Here is a 15,720-nt window from a genome sequence, read left to right on the forward strand (position 1 = left end):
CGGCCATCATGCCGCACCCGCTGGCCTATGTGTTCAAGAAGGAGCTGCTGCGCGTGCCCTTCTTCGGCTGGGCCATCGGCAGCATGGACATGATCCACATCGACCGCGCCGACGGCGCGCGCGCCTTCGCCAAGATGGTGCAGCAGGGCAAGCGACTGCTGGACCAGGGCACCTGGGTCATCATGTTCCCGGAAGGCACCCGCATCGAACGCGGCCAGAAAGGGCAGTACAAGAGCGGCGGCACAAGACTGGCGATCAAGACCGGCGCGCCGGTGATCCCGGTCGCCGTGACCTCGGCCAAGTGCTGGCCGCGCAAGGCGCTGTTCAAGCGGCCGGGTCAGGTCGAGATCTCGATCGGGCCGCAGATTCCCAGCGTCGGCCGCCAGCATGACGAGCTGATGGCCGAGGTCGAGGCCTGGATCGAGGCCGAGATGCGTCGCCTCGACCCCGAGGCCTACGCGCAGACCGCCTGAGCCGGGTCCAGCGATGGCCACCAGCCCGCTCGCGTCCCAGCCGGGCCTGTTCGAGACCGGCGCGGGCGACGGCCTGCCAGCCCCGGTCAGCCGTCACCCGCGCGCCAACCGTGAAACCCGGCTCGGCGGCACGCTGGTGGCCTACGAATTCCAGCGCGGCCAGCGCCGCACCATCGGCCTGAGCGTGGGCCCGCAGGGCCTGAGCGTGCGCGCGCCGCGCTGGACGCCGCTTGCCGAGGTCGACGCGCTGGTCCAGCGCAAGGCCGACTGGGTGCTGGCCAAGCTGCGCCAGCTGCGGCAGGCCAGCCGACTGGCGCCGGCCGCGATCGAATGGCGCGAGGGCGCCGTCATTCCCTACCTGGGCCGCAGCCTGGCGCTGGCACTCGCGCCAGAGCACCGCTTCGACGGCGCGGGCGCGGCGCTCGACGGCGAGCGCCTGCTGCTGGCGCTGGCGCGCGACGCCGGGCCGGATCAGCTGCGCGACACGGCGCAGGCCTGGCTGATGCGCGAGGCCAGGCGGATCTTCCTGCAGCGGCTGGACCATTTCGCGCCACGTCTGGGCGTACGCTACCGCAGCCTCAAGCTGTCTAGCGCCGCCACCCGCTGGGGCAGCGCGAGCGCCGACGGCGGCATCCGCCTGAACTGGCGACTGGTGCACCTGAGCCTGGAGATGATCGACTACGTGGTCGCGCACGAGCTCAGCCACCTGCGCGAGATGAACCACAGTCCGGACTTCTGGGGCGTGGTCGCCAGCGTGCTGCCCGACTACGACTTGCGTCGCCAGGCATTGCGGCGGGTACGGCTGGCGCCCTGATTCCGGTTTCGAACCCGCACGGCGGGCACAAGGTCGGTCGCTTGGGTAATATCCGGGCATGAGTTCATCGCTGAAACACCTGATCGACAACAACCGTGCCTGGGCCGCCCAGATGGAGCTTGAGCGCCCCGGCTTCTTCGAGAAGCTGTCGCACCAGCAAAGCCCCAAGTACCTCTGGATCGGCTGCTCCGACAGCCGGGTGCCGGCCAACCAGATCACCGGCCTGGACCCGGGCGAGGTGTTCGTGCACCGCAACGTCGCCAACGTGGTGGTGCATTCGGACCTCAACGCGCTGTCGGTGATCCAGTACGCGGTCGACATGCTCAAGGTCGAGCACATCATGGTGGTCGGTCACTACGGCTGCGGTGGCGTGCTGGCCACGCTGCGCGGCGCCCGTGTCGGCCTGGTCGACAACTGGTTGCGCCATGTCCATGACGTCAAGATGCGCCACCGTCGCCGGCTCGATCACCTGCCGGTGGCCGTGCAGGAGGACGTGCTGTGCGAGATGAACGTGATCGAGCAGGTCGGCAACGTCGCGCTGTCCAACGTGATGCAGGACGCCTGGAGCCGGGGTCAGAAGGTCTCGGTGCACGGTTGGTGCTATGGGGTCAAGGACGGCCTGGTCAAGGATCTGGGTGTGACGATGAGCCAGCCCGGCGAGGTCGTCGACGTGTTCCGCAACGCCATCAAGCGCTACCCGCGCGGTGCCTGAAGCAACGGCGCCCCGGCCTTCATGCCTGCCGCCGCAGCCAGGCTGCAATCCACCCGCAAGAAATTTGCTTAAAATTCAAGAAAGCATTGCTTGTTTTGCAATCAATGACATATGGATTAATGCAACCCAGCCGCTCCATCTTCATCCACTGAACCCCAGGGAGGCGCACTTCAGTTTTGAATCCGTCATGCCGATTTCGATTTGAAGTTTTCGGTAAAACTGAAAAATGCTCTCATGACTCTCAATTCCGTGATTTCCAAAGGCTTGCGCATCCTGGTGGTCGATGACAACGCGAATGATCGCCGTCTGCTGACCGATTGCCTGCGCGAGCAGGGCTACCGCCTGTACGTGGCGGAGGATGGTCATGACGGCATCGAGAAGGCGCGCCTGGTCCAGCCCGACCTGGTGATGATGGATGTGTGCATGCCGGTGTGCGACGGCATCGCGGCCTGTCGCCTGCTCAAGACCGATCCGCGCACGGCGGCCTTGCCGGTGATCTTCCTGACCGCCGCGGCGCAGCCCGAGGATCGCGTGCGCGGACTGATGGTGGGGGCGGTCGACTACATTGCCAAGCCCTTCGATTTCGATGAGGTCCGGCTGCGTGTGAGCATCCACTTGAAAGCCTGGCGCCATGGGGTGCCCGTGTCGCCCCAGCCCGGCTCGACCGTTCCGGATACCTTGCCCTTGGCCAGGCTCGATGACGCCGCCGCTCCGGTGTCCAACGTCGATGCGCTGGTATTCCGTGCCGCGCAGCGCCTGCTGCACGACGATCTGGCGCAGCCACCCGATCTGGCGGGTCTGGCCAAGGCCGTCGGCACCAACGCACGCCGGCTCAACGAGGCCTTTCGCAGTTGCGCGGGCGCGACGGTGTTCGAATACCTGCGGGAGGCGCGCATGGAGCAGGCGCGCAAGCTGCTGCGCGAGACCAGCCTGGCAGTGCAGGTGATCGCCTGCGACCTGGGCTACGACAATCCGGCCAATTTCTCGACGGCGTTTCGCGCGCGCTTCGGTCTGTCGCCGCGCGACTACCGCAAGGCCCCCGGCGCGCCACCCTTGATCATGGATCAGACCGCTGCCGCATGACGCCGGCCCTGCTGGACCGGCTGCGTTGCCTGTTCGCATGGCTGGTCCTGATCGCGGGCGGGTGGGGCGGCGCGGTCTGGGCGCAGGAGGCGCCACTGGATCTGGCACAGCTGCCCCAGCGCAGCGCTCTGGTGTCCCGGCTGCAGCTGCTGGTCGATCGCGAGGCGGCCCTGGATCCCGCCGAGGCCCTGCGCCAGCCTGGGTGGGCAGCGGCGACGACCCGCCAGCTGAACCAGGGGAGCACGGCGGCGGCGCTCTGGCTGCGGCTGGATCTGGGCAATCACGGTCCGGCCGAGCTCACGCGTTGGCTCTCGATGGGCAACCCGCGCCTGGAGCAGGTCCAGCTGTACCGCTTCGACGTCGCAAGCGGTCTGCTGCTGGAGCAACAACAGTCGGGCATGGCTTATCCCCCCGCCGTGCGGCTGGCGCGTGGCAGGGATGCGGTCTTCTCGTTCACCTTGATGCCGGGCGAGCGTCACACGCTGTTGCTGCGCGTGCAAAGCCGGACCGTCATGGGGATGCAGCCCGAGCTCTGGGCACCCCTGCATTACCTGGAACAGGAAGAGCTCGACGACCTGCTGTATCTGTTGCCCATCGGGATGATGTCCGGCCTGGTGCTGTATCTGCTGGCCAATACGCTGGCGCGTGGTCACCATTTCCTGTTCCTGTACGCGCTCTGGCTGCTGCTCGGAGCGGCCTATGATTTTGCGTTTCAAGGTTACCTGCGTCGCTACCTGATGCCCGACGGCGGTGACCTCGCGGCCCGCTTGCCGCATTTGCTGGGGCTGCTGGCGGCCATGATGATGTCGTTCTATATCCATGCCTATCTGGAGATGGGGCGTCGTGGCTGGTGGGGCCGTTTTTTTCCAGCGGTGACGGCGCTGCTGGCGGTCTTTGCCTTGTTGACCCTGTTTGGCGACCTGCGCTGGGCGATCGCTAAGTCCACCGGGGTGCTGATCCTGTTCCACCTGATCTGGCCCCTTGCGCTGATCCAGCCTTGGCGCGAGGGGATGCCGCATGTGCGCTTGTTCACGCTGGCACTGAGTTGCGTCTGGCTATTCACCCTCTTGCGGGTGGCGAGCGTCATGGGGTTGCTGCAACCGTCGAGCGTCATGGGGTTCCTGCACCTGTCGAGCCTGGCGGTGCTCTATCTGGCCGTCCTGTTCAAGTTCTTCATGACCTGCGTGCTGCTGTACGTGGTGGTGCGCCATTCGGTCTCGGAGTCCCGCGCCTTGGCCACCATGCAGGCCGAACTGCTGGACGCGCAGCACATAGAGCAACAGCGGCTGGAAGAGGCCGTGCGCGTGCGCAGCGCAGCGCTGCGCCAGGCCGCGGTCGACGCCGACGAGGCGGTCCGCGCCAAGGGCGAGTTGCTGGCCCGGGTCGGTCATGACCTGCGCGCCCCGTTGACGGCCATCATGGCGTACGCGGCTCGCCTTGAGGCTGCCAGCGGGGCGGTGTGCCAGCTGGCGCTGGCCATCGGGCGCAGCGCGCGCGAGCAGCTGGCGCTGATCAACGGCTTGATCGAATATGCCCGCGCTGGCGTGCAGCCTGACGCCGTGTTGCCGCAGCCGCTCTACCTGAAGGCCTGGCTGCGCAGCATCGCCGACCAGGCGGTTGCGCTGGCGGCCCGGCAGGGCAACCACTTCGAGTTCCGGATCGAAGGCGACTTGCCCGACGTCGTCTTGCTCGATGCCAAGCGCGCGCGCCAGGTGCTGGAGCTGCTGCTGACCCACGCCGCCGAGCGGACTCATCAGGGCCAGGTCGAGCTGAGGGTGGAACCCTTGCCTTCGGCGGGACCGGAACCGGACGAGCCGATTCGACTGCTGTTCACCGTGCGCGACGACGGTCCAGCCATCGCGGCTGACCAGTTGCCGACGCTGTTCCAGCCCTTTCTGCGGCTGGGTCTCGATCAGAGCCATCATGAGGTGGGCCTGGGGCTGGCGATTGCGCACCAGTGGGCGCAACGCATGGGCGGCAGGCTGCAGGCCTCCAGCCAGCCCGAAGGGGGAGCCACCCTGCGTCTCACCCTGCCGATGCCGAGGTCGAGCGAGGAGGCCATCGCCCCTCGTCGCCTGCTGCGCCAGGAGGCGCAACTGCCCGAGTTGCGGGGGGCCGGACGGCGCCTGTGGCTGGTGGATGACAGCCCGGTCGTGCGCGAACTGCTGATGGCCGATTTCTCGGACATGGGCTTCGAGTTCAAGGCGCTGACCGACGGTCGCGAGGCCTTGCTGTGTCTGCGCGATCCGCAGGCCCAGGCCCCGGACCTGCTGCTGACCGACCTGAGGATGCCGGGCGCCGATGGCCTGACCCTGTTGCGCAACGCGCGCGCGCGCTGGCCGGATTTGCCCGTCGTGCTGCTGACCTCAGCCCCCGAGGTCGTGGCCGATTTGCGGCACGACTTTTCGGCGGTGCTGGCCAAGCCGATCAGCCGGGCACAGCTGCGCCGGACCTTGGCCGAGCTGCTGGGGCTGGAGCTGTCCGAGACCGTGCCGACCGAGGAGGCGGCATGAACCGGCTCTGTCGTTTCGCGCTCGCCTGCTGGCTGGTTTTCTGCTGGGGGCTGGCCGGTGCCGCCCGCGTGGCCGACCCGGTCGATCTCGGCCAGGTCGAGCCGTATCTGGATCTGCTGCCCCTCGTCGAGGTGCTGGAGGACGGATCGGCCGCGCTGACTCCCGAGCAGGCGCTGCTGCAGCCAGGCTGGCAGCCCGCCACGCCCCGGTGCTTGAACCGCGGCGTGACCGATGCCGCCGTCTGGTTGAAATTGCAGGTCGGGAACCGGACCGGCAAGCCGCTGGAGCGCTGGCTCACGCTGGGCTCGCCCAGGCTGGAGCGCGTCGACTACTACCGCCTGGCGCCGGACGGCGCGCAACCGATCGAGGCCGCCGTGAGCGGTCTGGCGCACGCGCTGGCGCGCCGACCGGCCGTGGGGATGGTCTCGATCTTTCCGGTCAGGCTTGAGCCCGGCGGGTCCGCCACGCTGCTGCTGCGCGTGACGGGCCGGACCCGCATCATGCTGGAGCCGGGCCTGTGGGAGCCGCTGGCCTACCGTGCGCAGGAGTCCGACCTGACCTTGCACCAGCTGGTGCCGCTCTGTGCCTTGCTGGGCATCGCTCTGTGCATGCTGGTGCATGGCTTGGCGCGACGCGACCGCGGCTTGCTGCTGCTGGCCGCCTGGCTGTCCATGATGGCGCTGTACGAGTTTTCCTTCGGCGGCCACCTGTACCATTTCATTTTTCACGAGGGGGGCGAACTGCCGGTTCGCGCCTCGGTGGTGCTGGCCAACCTCTGCATGGTGTTGTGCGCGAGCTTCACGCTCCTGTTCCTGCGCCTGTACCAGCGGCGTGGCTGGCGCGTCGCTTATCCCCTGTTGATCGGATCCAGCCTGTTGCTGGCCTTGCAGGCCGCCTTCGGCGATCTGCGAGCGGCCAATGTCATGACCGTTCCCCTGTTGGGGGCTTTTTTCGCGATCTGGCCGGTCTCGATCCTGTGGGCCTGGCGCCGCGGCGTGGCCAATGCGGGGCTGTACTCGCTGGCCTCCTTCGGCTTGTGTCTGACCATCATCCTGCGGCTCGCCGAGCAACTGGGCTGGCTGACAACCGATATCCTGCCCTCCGACAGCGTGACCATGCGGCCTTCGCTGGCGTTGGCGCTGGTGATGGTGTCCGGCATGCTGCGGAGTTCCTTTGCCGAGCAAAAGGCCTTCCGCGCGGCCCAGGCGGCGCTGCTCCAGTCCCGGCAGGACGAGCATGTGCGGCTGGAGGCACTGGTGCGCGAGCGGACCCAAACCCTGCAGGATGCCGTCATCGTTGCCGGCGAGGCGCACCGCGCCCGCGGTGAGTTGTTGGCGCGTGTCAACCACGATCTGCGCCGGCCGGCCGCCGAGATCGTCGAGCTGGTGGCGCCGCTTGAGCAGGCGGGTGGCGAGCATGCCGAGTATGGCTCGATCATCCGCCGCAGCGCTTCCCATCTGCAGGGGCTGATCGATGACCTGATCGTCGAGGCCGGCGCTGGCAACCCCCAGGGTGGCATCAGGCCCGAGCCGGTCGAGCTGCTCGGCCTGCTTGAGGTCCTGGCGGCCGAGGCCGAGGGTCTGGCCAGGGCTGGCGGCAACGAGTTCGTCTTTTCCTGCGGGACCGGCCTGCCGCCGCAGGTGCTGGTGGATGCCAAGCGCCTGCGCCAGGTACTGATCAACCTGCTGGATAACGCGGCCAAGTTCGCTCGTGGTGGCCGGGTCGAATTCCAGGTCGATGCCGTCACGGGTCCCGCCACGGCGGCGCTGACCTTCACGGTGAGCGACACGGGGATCGGCATGAGCGCCGAGCAGCTGGCCGAGGTGTTCGAGCCCTACCGCCGGGCCGAAAGTTCCAGCGGCCTGCCCGGCCTGGGCCTGGGTCTGGCGATTGCCCGCCACTGGGTCGAGTGCATGGGGGGCACTATCCGGGTCGATAGCGCACCGGGCCAGGGCACGACGATGAAGGTCTTGCTGCCCCTGGGGTTGCCAGCACTGGCGGCGGAGTCGGAGTCGTCCGTGGGCACATCGGACGTGCTGACCGACGCCGGCGACAACGTCCCGATGGTGCTCCCTGGCGGCGCCAGCCTGGCCGAGGCGGCCTCCCTGTTGCGGATGGGGGCGGTCTCCGATCTGCTCGACTGGGCGGCGGTCCTGGTCGTTGGCCAGCCCGAATGCCGGTCCTTCGCCGAGCGAATCACCACCCTGGCCGAGCAGGGTGATCTGCGCGGCTTGGCGGCGCTGTTGGAGTCCTGCCCGACCTTGGCAGCCGCCCCGACCACTGGATGACGATACGCCTCGCCTCCTCGGAGTCGTCAGGTGACCGGATCTGAACGGGCTCAAGCGCTTGGTCGGTGCGGACGGCGATCAGAACCAGTGCGAAACGCGGTCGCCTGAACGTTGCTGGCGCAGGTAGGTGGGGATCAGCCAGGTCGGACTCGAATGGCAGCTTGGCTCGCCATCGCGCGGGTCTGGCTTGTCACTGGCCTGGCGAACGGTCGGGCTGCCGCCTGACTGGAATGGCAGCAGGGAGGGAACGAGATCGGCGATCAGGCGCTCGATGTCTGTCCATTTCTTGAACATCATGGTCTCCTCTATATGTCGTAGCGACCGTTGACCCACTGTAAGGCGCCCAGCCGGAGCAGTTTTTGATTTCGACCTGCGAACTTTTGCCGCCGGGAAAAACCTGTCCAGTCCTGCGGGACGTCATGGGGCCTGCGACAATCCGCCGCTGTGTCCTGAAAAACCATTTCCATCATGAGCTCCGACACCGTTTGTCCCTGCGGTCGCACCGACGTCAAGGGTCGCCCGCTGGCCCGTGCCGCCTGTTGCGGGCCTTTTCTCGACGATTTCGCCGCTCAACCAGCGCCCGATGCCGAGCACCTGATGCGCTCGCGCTACAGCGCCTTTGTTGAGCAGAGTGCCGCTTATCTGCTCGCCAGCTGGCACGCCAGCCAGCGCCCGGCCGCGATCGACTTCGAGCCCGGCTGCAAGTGGCTGGGTCTGGAGGTCAAGGGCGCCCGCTCGACCGGACCCGACGCGGCCGAAGTCGAATTCGTCGCGCGTTCGCGTGTCGCTGGACGCGGCCAGCGCCTGCACGAGCGCAGCCGCTTCGTGCGCGAGGACGGGCGCTGGTACTACCTCGACGGGGATATGTTGTGAGCGCGCCGAGCGTGAGCTTCGACGCCGTGCTGTTCGACTGCGACGGCGTGCTGGTCGATTCCGAGCCGATCACCCAGGGCGTGTTGCGCGACATGCTGGAGGAAGCCGGCTGGGCCATGACGCAAGAGGAATGCATGCGCCTCTTTGTCGGCAAGATGGTGCGCCAGGAGCGCGCGCTGATCGAGTCGCGCACCGGCCAACCCCTGACCGATGACTGGATGGCCGCCTTCTACCAGCGCCGCAACCAGCGCCTGCAGGCCGAACTGCAGGCGATCGAGGGCGCGCTGGCGGCCGTCGCCGCGGCGCATGCCCATGCCGGGGGGCGGATCGCCTGCGCCTCGGGTGCCGACCGGCACAAGGTCGAGTTCCAGCTCGACATGGCGGGCCTGCGGCCGTATTTCGAGAACCGCGTCTTCAGCGGCCACGATATGCCGCGCGGCAAGCCCGCGCCCGACGTCTACCTGGCGGCGGCCGCGCACTTGAGCGCCGCGCCGGCCCGCTGTCTGGTGATCGAGGATACGCCGACCGGCGTGACGGCCGGTGTCGCCGCCGGCGCCGAGGTCTGGGCCTACTGCCCGCTGCCCGAGGCTGGCGCGCGTCTGCGCGCGGCCGGCGCCGCCAGGCTGTTCGGACATATGGACGAGGTCGCGCTGGCGCTGGGGTCTTTGCCCGGCCGCCCGTCAGCCCGCGCGGGCCTGCGCTAGAGTCGCCGCATGCCCAAGACCGTCACCCAGGCTGAACCGCCACGCCCCTTCCTCTCCCTGGCCACCGCCGTGCCCAAGCCGGGTCAGGCCGTGCCTTCGCCCTGTGTCGGCGTCTGCCGCATGACCGAGGCCGGCGACCTGTGCCAGGGCTGCTGGCGCACCCGCGAGGAACTACGGGCCTGGAAGGCCAGCGACGACTTGTCCAAGCTGGCGGTCTGGCGCCTGGTCGAGCAGCGCCAGCGGGAGGCCGGGCTGCAGCCGGTCTGAAATCACCCGGTCCGTCGCGCCACGCCAGGCTGGCGCTCGCTCCCGGTGCCATCTCCCATTGCCTGCTGCGTCGGCTTAAACTGGCGCCGACTGCCAGTCGTGAACGGAGCGTGCCTTGGAACAGACAGAACCGCGCATCGACCGCGCCATGCCGGAGCCCGTGCCGCTGCCGCGGCGACCGCGCCTTGCGCCCAAGGGCCGTCAGGTCGATCCGGCCGCCCGCGAGCGCGTTGACCGGCTCTGCGCCGATCTCGAACCCAGGGCCGACCTGCTGATCGAGCACCTGCACCGGCTGCAGGATGCCGACGGCGGGCTGCGCAAGGGCCTGCTGGCCGCGCTGGCCGAGCGTCTGCGCCTGAGCCAGGCCGAGGTGCACGAGGTCGCGACCTTCCATCACCATTTCGACGTGGACGATGACGCCGCCGCGTTGCCCGCCACCACGGTGCGCGTCTGCACCAGCCTGTCCTGTGCCATGGCCGGCGGCCAGAGCCTGCTGGCTGATTTGCGTCAGCGCCTGGCCGGCGACCCGTCGGTGCGAGTGGTCGAGGCGCCCTGCATCGGCCAGTGCCACCGCGCGCCGGCTGCCTGCGTGGGCCAGCACCAGTTGCCTGAAGCCAGCGTCGGGTCAGTGAGCGCTGCGCTGGCAGAAGGTGATACCGGCCCGCGCCTGCTGCCGGCAAGCGGAGCACCCGAATCCCCGCGCGACTATGCCCAGTTCCGGCGCCTGCTGGCCGGCGCTCTGACGCCCGAAGCCGTGCTGGCCGAACTCAAGGCCTCGGGCCTGCGTGGCCTGGGTGGCGCGGGCTTTCCAGCCTGGCGCAAGTGGGACACGGTGCGGGCCCAGCCCGGGCCGCGCTACCTGGTGGTCAACATCGACGAGGGCGAGGTCGGCACCTTCAAGGACTGGCAGCTGCTCTCGATCCAGCCCCGGCTGGCGCTCGAAGGGCTGCTGATCGCCGCGCGGGTGGTCGGCGCGGAAAAGGCCTGGATCTACCTGCGCGACGAATACCACGACTGCCGCGCGCTGTTGCAGGACGAACTGGCCGCGCTGGGGCAGCGCATCGCCGGCTGGCAGGCCGAGTTCCCGCAGGTGCTGTTCCCGGCCATCGAGCTGCGCCGGGGCGCTGGCGCCTATGTCTGCGGCGAGGAGTCGGCGCTGATCGAGTCGCTGGAAGGCCGGCGCGGCCTGCCACGGCTCAAGCCGCCGATCGTCGCGCTGCAAGGCCTGTTTGGCCGCCCGACGCTGGTGCACAACGTCGAGACCCTGTCCTGGCTGCCCGCCATCCTCGAACAGGGCGGCGCCTGGCTGGCGGGGCAGGGCCGGCGTGGCCGCAACGGCTTGCGCCGCTTCAGCGTCTCCGGCCGCGTGAAGCATCCGGGCTGTTACCTGGCGCCGGCCGGCATCACGCTGAGGGAGCTGATTCATGAATACGCGGGCGGCATGACCGATGGTCACCAGCTGCAGGCGTATCTGCCGGGTGGCGCCTCGGGCGGCATCCTGCCGGCGGCGCTGGCCGAGCTGCCGCTCGACTTCGATACCCTGGCGGAATATGGCGCCTTCGTCGGCTCGATGGCGGTGGTGGTGCTGTCGCGGCAGGACCGGGTGCGCGAGGTGGCGACCGGCCTGATGCGCTTTTTCGAGCATGAGTCCTGCGGCCAGTGCACGCCCTGTCGCGCCGGTACCGCCCAGGCCAGGGCCTTGATGCAGGCGCCGGTCTGGGACGCCGAACGGCTGGCCGAACTGTCGCATGTCATGCGTGACGCCTCGATCTGCGGCCTGGGCCAGGCAGCGCCCAATCCCTTCGATTCGGTGCTGCGCTTCTTTCCGCGCGAGGTGCAGCCATGAGCGCTTTTGTCCAGGCCCAGCCGGCTGCAGCTGGCAAAAGCGCCGCCGGTACCCCTGCCGCGACCGATGCCGCCGCAATCGAGTTCGAGCTCGATGGCCGCCCGGTCCAGGCCAGCCCTGGCGAGACGATCTGGCAGGTCGCGCGCCGGGTCGGCATCGAGATCCCGCACCTCTGTCACCGCGAGGGCCTGCATCCGGTCGGCAATTGCCGCGCCTGCGTGGTCGAGGTCGAAGGCGAGCGCGTGCTGGCCGCCTCCTGCTGCCGCGCGCCGCAGCCCGGCCTGGTCGTGCGTAGCGACAGCGAGCGCGCCCGCAGTGCCCAGCGCAGCGTGCTCGAACTGCTGAACGCCGATGCGCCGGCTGGCAACTCGCTCAAGCATGACAGCGAACTCGCGCACTGGACGACCGAGCTGGGCGCGGACCCGCAGCGTTTCGCAGCGCCCGGCGCGATGCAGTCCGAGGCCGCCGCGCAAGGCGCCGACCGCAGCCACCCGGCGATTGCCGTCAATCTCGACGCCTGCATTCAGTGCACGCGCTGCCTGCGCGCCTGCCGCGACGAGCAGGGCAATGACGTGATCGGCCTGTCGTTCCGTGGTGCTCATGCTCGCATCACCTTCGACCAGGGTGACCCGATGGGTGCCAGCAGCTGCGTCGCCTGCGGCGAATGCGTGCAGGTCTGCCCGACCGGCGCGCTGGCGCCTGCCAGCGGTGTCTACGCGCGGGTATCCGATGCCCGGGTCGAGTCGGTCTGCCCCTTCTGCGGCGTCGGCTGCCGCCTGACCTACCAGGTCAGCGGCGGCCGCATCGTCCAGGTCGATGGCGCGCCGGGTCCGGCCAATGAAGGCCGGCTCTGCGTCAAGGGCCGCTTCGGCTTCGACTACGCGCACAGCCCGGAGCGGCTGACGGTTCCGCTGATCCGGCGCGCCGACGCACCCAAGGACCCGGCCCTCCTCACGCGCGGCCCCGGCGGTCGCGCCGATGCCGCCACGCTGCGGGCCCAGTTCCGCGAGGCGAGCTGGGACGAGGCGCTCGACTTCGCCGCCGCCGGCCTGCGCCGCGTGCGCGACGCCGATCCCGACTTGCGCGGCCGCGCGGTGCCGATCGCGGGCTTCGGCTCGGCCAAGGGCACCAACGAGGAGGCCTATCTGTTCCAGAAGCTGATCCGATCCGCCTTCCTGACGCACAACGTCGACCATTGCACCCGGCTGTGCCATGCGTCGAGCGTCGCGGCGCTGATGGAGGGCCTGGGCTCGGGCGCGGTCAGCAACCCGGTGCGCGATGTCGAGCAGGCCGACTTCATCCTGGTGATCGGCGCCAACCCGGTCGAGAACCATCCGGTGGCGGCAAGCTGGATCAAGAACGCCGTCGGCCGTGGCGCGCGCCTGGTGCTGGCCGACCCGCGCCGCACCGAGCTGGCGCGCCAGGCCTGGCGCGTGCTGCAGTTCCAGCCCGGCAGCGACGTGGCGCTGCTCAAGGCCATGCTGCAGGTGATCGTGGCCGAGGGCCTGACCGATGCGGATTTCATCGCCACGCGCACGCTGGACTACGAAGCCTGGCGCGCCGAACTGATGGACGGCCCGGTCGACTACAGCCCCGAGGCGATGGCGCCGATCTGCGGCCTCTTGCCCGACGCGATCCGCGCGGTCGCGCGCGCCTACGCGACTTCGCGCGCCAGCATGATTTTCTGGGGCATGGGCGTGGCCCAGCACAGCCATGGCACCGACAACGCGCGCTGCCTGATCGCGCTGGCGCTGCTGACGGGCCAGATCGGCCGCCCCGGCACCGGCCTGCATCCGCTGCGCGGCCAGAACAATGTGCAGGGCGCGAGCGACGCCGGCCTGATTCCGATGTTCCTGCCCGATTACCACCGCGTCAGCGATCCGATCCACCGCGCCGCCGCCGAGGCCACCTGGGGCCTGCCGAGCGGCAGCCTGCCCGAGCAGTCTGGCCTGACCGTGGTCGAGATCATCGACGCCGCCTGCGCGGGCCAGATTCAGGCCATGCTGATCCAGGGCGAGAACCCGGCCATGAGCGATCCCGACAGCGCGCACACGCGCGCCGGTCTGGCGCGGCTGGAGCATCTGGTGGTGCAGGACATCTTCCTGACCGAGACCGCCGCGCTGGCCGATGTCGTGCTGCCCGCCAGTGCCTGGCCCGAGAAGACCGGCAGCGTCACCAACACCGACCGCACCGTGCAGCTCGGGCGCCAGGCCATCGCCTGCCCCGGCGAGGCGCGCGCCGACGCCTGGATCACCGAGCAGCTCGCGCGCCGCCTGGGTCTGGACTGGGATTACGATATTGCGCCCGACGGCGGCGGGGCCGAGCCCGATAGCGCGATCGGTCGCGTGTTCGAGGAGATGCGCCGCCTGATGCCGGCGATCGCCGGTCTGTCCTGGCAGCGCCTGCTGGAGCAGGGCGCGGTCACCCATCCGGTGCTGACGGCCGACGATCCGGGTCAACCCATCGTCTTCGTCGACCGCTTCCCGACGCCCTCCGGCCGGGCGCGGCTGGTGCCGGTCGGCCTGCTGCCGCCGGCCGAGCAGCCCGATGCCGACTATCCGCTGGTGCTGATCACCGGGCGCCAGCTGGAGCATTGGCACACCGGCGCCATGTCGCGCCGCAGCGAGGTGCTCGACGCGCTCGAACCCGCCGCGACCGTGAGCCTGCACCCCGACCAGATCGCGCGCCTGGGCCTGCGCCCTGGCGCCTTGGCGCGGGTGACAAGCCGGCGTGGCGCGGTCGAACTCGCGGTGCGCGCCGATGCCGGCATGCCGGTCGGCAGCGCCTTCATCCCCTTCGCCTATGTCGAGGCGGCGGCGAACCTGCTGACCAATCCGGCGCTCGATCCCTGGGCCAAGATCGCCGAGGTCAAGTACTGCGCGGTCCGGGTCGAAGCCGTCGGGCCGCGCAGCGCCTGAGTGATCAGGTCGACAGCTTGACGCGGTAGCCGCTGTCGTTCTTCGGGTGATTCGGGTTGGTGAAGACCTGGCGGTCGTTCTTGAGCACGATCACCTCGAAGAAGGGGCGGAAACGCTCTTCCGAAATGCCGAAGGCGGCCAGGAACTTGCCGAACAGGACCTGCTCCTCGGGCTCGGGCTGGCCATCGACCAGCGAGGAGTCGATCAGGTTGACCAGGATGCACATCTTCTGGGCATCGGTCAGCAGCGGGGCCGCTTCCTGCAGGAAGGTCTCGATCGAATTCTTGCGGCGGTACTTGAGCGCCGAATCCAGCAGGGCCTGGCTCTGTGCGCCGACGCCGATCGTGCCACGGCCGTCGTCCTGGCCGCCGAGCACGCTCAGCAGGTGACCGATTTCCTCGTTGTCCATTTCACCGTCGGCGGACATCATGTAGAGCAGTCCGGTGGCGAAGGCCAGGTGCGGGCTCATCTTGTCGCCGCTGTCGCTCTTGAACATGTCAAACAGACCCATGGGATAAAACTCCTTGATTGATGAGGGATGCAAATCTTTGCGGCCACTGTGAGTGGCTCTGGCTATCCTAGCCGATTTCAGAATTCTTCTCTTGTTGTGCGGGATCATTGGCATGGCGCCCGCAGGGCCGCGTCTGCGGGCCAGGCTGGGTAAGATGGCCCCATCGATTTTTTCCAGGAGTGTTTCATGTTCAAGAAAATCCTCGTGCCGACCGACGGCTCCCCGCTGGCGCACCAGGCGGCCGAATTCGCGGCCGACCTGGCCAAGGTGCATGCGGCTCGGATCGTCGGCATCTATGTGATCGACCCCTTCCCCTACATCGGCATCGGCGACGCCTCGGCGATCGGCCTGCAGGCCTACCTGGGCGAGGCGCAGGCCGCCGCGACCCAGTCGCTCGACGACATCCGCCAGGTCTGCGCGGCGCGCGGCGTGGCCTTCGACGGCGACACCATCGAGCGCAATGTGACCTACGAGGGCATCCTCGAAACCGCGACGGCCGAGGGCTGCGACCTGATCGTGATGGGCTCGCATGGCCGCAAGGGCCTGGAGGCGCTGGTGCTCGGCAGCGTGGCGCAGAAGGTGCTCACGCACGCCAAGATACCGGTGCTGATCGTCAAGTCCTGAGCGCCAGACGGCCAAGCCTGGCTTGGTCGGTTTCGGCCCCTGTCGAGCCAGGGTCCGGCCGCCTTGCCTAGAATGCTTGCCTCCCCCACGAGGC

14 protein-coding genes are annotated in these 15,720 nt (G+C 68.9%); 12 read left to right on the forward strand and 2 right to left on the reverse strand.

What is annotated here, in order from left to right:
- From PHR85_RS14185 to PHR85_RS14210, 6 genes are all read left to right on the forward strand, one after another.
- Positions 1–473: 1-acyl-sn-glycerol-3-phosphate acyltransferase (locus PHR85_RS14185; RefSeq protein WP_300055515.1), on the forward strand; the 473-nt coding region annotated here is incomplete at its 5' end.
- Between the two features lie 13 nt (positions 474–486).
- Positions 487–1,287, forward strand: a complete 801-nt coding sequence (locus PHR85_RS14190; RefSeq protein WP_300055518.1) for a M48 family metallopeptidase — start codon at positions 487–489, stop codon at positions 1,285–1,287.
- A 58-nt stretch (positions 1,288–1,345) separates the two neighbouring features.
- Positions 1,346–1,999, forward strand: coding sequence for a carbonate dehydratase (can, locus tag PHR85_RS14195; RefSeq protein WP_300055520.1), 654 nt, complete (start codon positions 1,346–1,348; stop codon positions 1,997–1,999).
- Between the two features lie 234 nt (positions 2,000–2,233).
- The gene (locus tag PHR85_RS14200; protein WP_300055522.1) at positions 2,234–3,082 is read left to right on the forward strand and encodes a response regulator; all 849 of its coding nucleotides are present in this window, start codon (positions 2,234–2,236) and stop codon (positions 3,080–3,082) included.
- Positions 3,079–5,595, forward strand: coding sequence for a 7TM-DISM domain-containing protein (locus tag PHR85_RS14205; protein WP_300055524.1), 2,517 nt, complete (start codon positions 3,079–3,081; stop codon positions 5,593–5,595). The genes PHR85_RS14200 and PHR85_RS14205 overlap by 4 nt, the downstream gene beginning before the upstream one ends.
- Positions 5,592–7,883 (forward strand): sensor histidine kinase, encoded by a 2,292-nt coding sequence (locus PHR85_RS14210; protein ID WP_300055526.1) that lies wholly within the window; start codon positions 5,592–5,594, stop codon positions 7,881–7,883. Before PHR85_RS14205 ends, PHR85_RS14210 begins: the two co-directional genes overlap by 4 nt.
- 78 nt (positions 7,884–7,961) lie before the next feature.
- On the opposite strand, the gene PHR85_RS14215 is transcribed toward PHR85_RS14210, so the two are convergent.
- The gene (locus tag PHR85_RS14215) at positions 7,962–8,177 is read right to left on the reverse strand and encodes a hypothetical protein (RefSeq protein ID WP_300055528.1); all 216 of its coding nucleotides are present in this window, start codon (positions 8,175–8,177) and stop codon (positions 7,962–7,964) included.
- 174 nt (positions 8,178–8,351) lie between these two features.
- Here PHR85_RS14215 and PHR85_RS14220 point away from each other — a divergent pair, with 174 nt between their 5' ends.
- The 5 genes from PHR85_RS14220 to PHR85_RS14240 all read left to right on the forward strand — a co-directional run bounded on the left by PHR85_RS14220 (position 8,352) and on the right by PHR85_RS14240 (position 14,491).
- Positions 8,352–8,756 carry a YchJ family metal-binding protein gene (locus PHR85_RS14220; RefSeq protein ID WP_300055531.1) on the forward strand — a complete coding sequence of 135 codons (405 nt, stop codon included), beginning with the start codon at positions 8,352–8,354 and terminating at the stop codon, positions 8,754–8,756.
- The gene (locus tag PHR85_RS14225) at positions 8,753–9,460 is read left to right on the forward strand and encodes an HAD family phosphatase (RefSeq protein ID WP_300055533.1); all 708 of its coding nucleotides are present in this window, start codon (positions 8,753–8,755) and stop codon (positions 9,458–9,460) included. The genes PHR85_RS14220 and PHR85_RS14225 overlap by 4 nt, the downstream gene beginning before the upstream one ends.
- Before the next feature lie 9 nt (positions 9,461–9,469).
- Positions 9,470–9,727, forward strand: coding sequence for a DUF1289 domain-containing protein (locus PHR85_RS14230; RefSeq protein ID WP_300055536.1), 258 nt, complete (start codon positions 9,470–9,472; stop codon positions 9,725–9,727).
- Positions 9,728–9,875: 148 nt separating this feature from the next.
- On the forward strand, positions 9,876–11,573 hold the full coding sequence (locus PHR85_RS14235) for an NADH-ubiquinone oxidoreductase-F iron-sulfur binding region domain-containing protein (RefSeq protein WP_300055570.1): 1,698 nt from the start codon (positions 9,876–9,878) through the stop codon (positions 11,571–11,573).
- Positions 11,570–14,491, forward strand: a complete 2,922-nt coding sequence (locus tag PHR85_RS14240; protein ID WP_300055539.1) for a molybdopterin-dependent oxidoreductase — start codon at positions 11,570–11,572, stop codon at positions 14,489–14,491. Before PHR85_RS14235 ends, PHR85_RS14240 begins: the two co-directional genes overlap by 4 nt.
- 4 nt (positions 14,492–14,495) lie before the next feature.
- On the opposite strand, the gene PHR85_RS14245 is transcribed toward PHR85_RS14240, so the two are convergent.
- Positions 14,496–15,002 (reverse strand): TerB family tellurite resistance protein, encoded by a 507-nt coding sequence (locus PHR85_RS14245; protein ID WP_300055543.1) that lies wholly within the window; start codon positions 15,000–15,002, stop codon positions 14,496–14,498.
- 186 nt (positions 15,003–15,188) lie between these two features.
- Between PHR85_RS14245 and PHR85_RS14250 the strand changes: the two genes are divergently transcribed.
- Positions 15,189–15,626: a universal stress protein gene (locus tag PHR85_RS14250; RefSeq protein WP_300055545.1), complete on the forward strand. Its 438-nt coding sequence runs from the start codon at positions 15,189–15,191 to the stop codon at positions 15,624–15,626.
- Positions 15,627–15,720: the final 94 nt, after the last annotated feature.

The organism is Malikia sp. (genome assembly GCF_028687635.1).
GTDB lineage: Bacteria > Pseudomonadota > Gammaproteobacteria > Burkholderiales > Burkholderiaceae_C > Malikia.

Excerpts from the sequence above, each read along its gene's own strand:
- can (WP_300055520.1), top strand. The coding sequence starts at position 1,346 with ATGAGTTCATCGCTGAAACACCTGATCGACAACAACCGTGCCTGGGCC.
- PHR85_RS14220 (WP_300055531.1), top strand. The coding sequence starts at position 8,352 with ATGAGCTCCGACACCGTTTGTCCCTGCGGTCGCACCGACGTCAAGGGT.
- PHR85_RS14215 (WP_300055528.1), bottom strand. The coding sequence starts at position 8,177 with ATGTTCAAGAAATGGACAGACATCGAGCGCCTGATCGCCGATCTCGTT.
- PHR85_RS14240 (WP_300055539.1), top strand. The coding sequence starts at position 11,570 with ATGAGCGCTTTTGTCCAGGCCCAGCCGGCTGCAGCTGGCAAAAGCGCC.
- PHR85_RS14190 (WP_300055518.1), top strand. The coding sequence starts at position 487 with ATGGCCACCAGCCCGCTCGCGTCCCAGCCGGGCCTGTTCGAGACCGGC.
- PHR85_RS14250 (WP_300055545.1), top strand. The coding sequence starts at position 15,189 with ATGTTCAAGAAAATCCTCGTGCCGACCGACGGCTCCCCGCTGGCGCAC.
- PHR85_RS14235 (WP_300055570.1), top strand. The coding sequence starts at position 9,876 with ATGCCGGAGCCCGTGCCGCTGCCGCGGCGACCGCGCCTTGCGCCCAAG.
- PHR85_RS14245 (WP_300055543.1), bottom strand. The coding sequence starts at position 15,002 with ATGGGTCTGTTTGACATGTTCAAGAGCGACAGCGGCGACAAGATGAGC.
- PHR85_RS14210 (WP_300055526.1), top strand. The coding sequence starts at position 5,592 with ATGAACCGGCTCTGTCGTTTCGCGCTCGCCTGCTGGCTGGTTTTCTGC.
- PHR85_RS14205 (WP_300055524.1), top strand. The coding sequence starts at position 3,079 with ATGACGCCGGCCCTGCTGGACCGGCTGCGTTGCCTGTTCGCATGGCTG.
- PHR85_RS14230 (WP_300055536.1), top strand. The coding sequence starts at position 9,470 with ATGCCCAAGACCGTCACCCAGGCTGAACCGCCACGCCCCTTCCTCTCC.
- PHR85_RS14200 (WP_300055522.1), top strand. The coding sequence starts at position 2,234 with ATGACTCTCAATTCCGTGATTTCCAAAGGCTTGCGCATCCTGGTGGTC.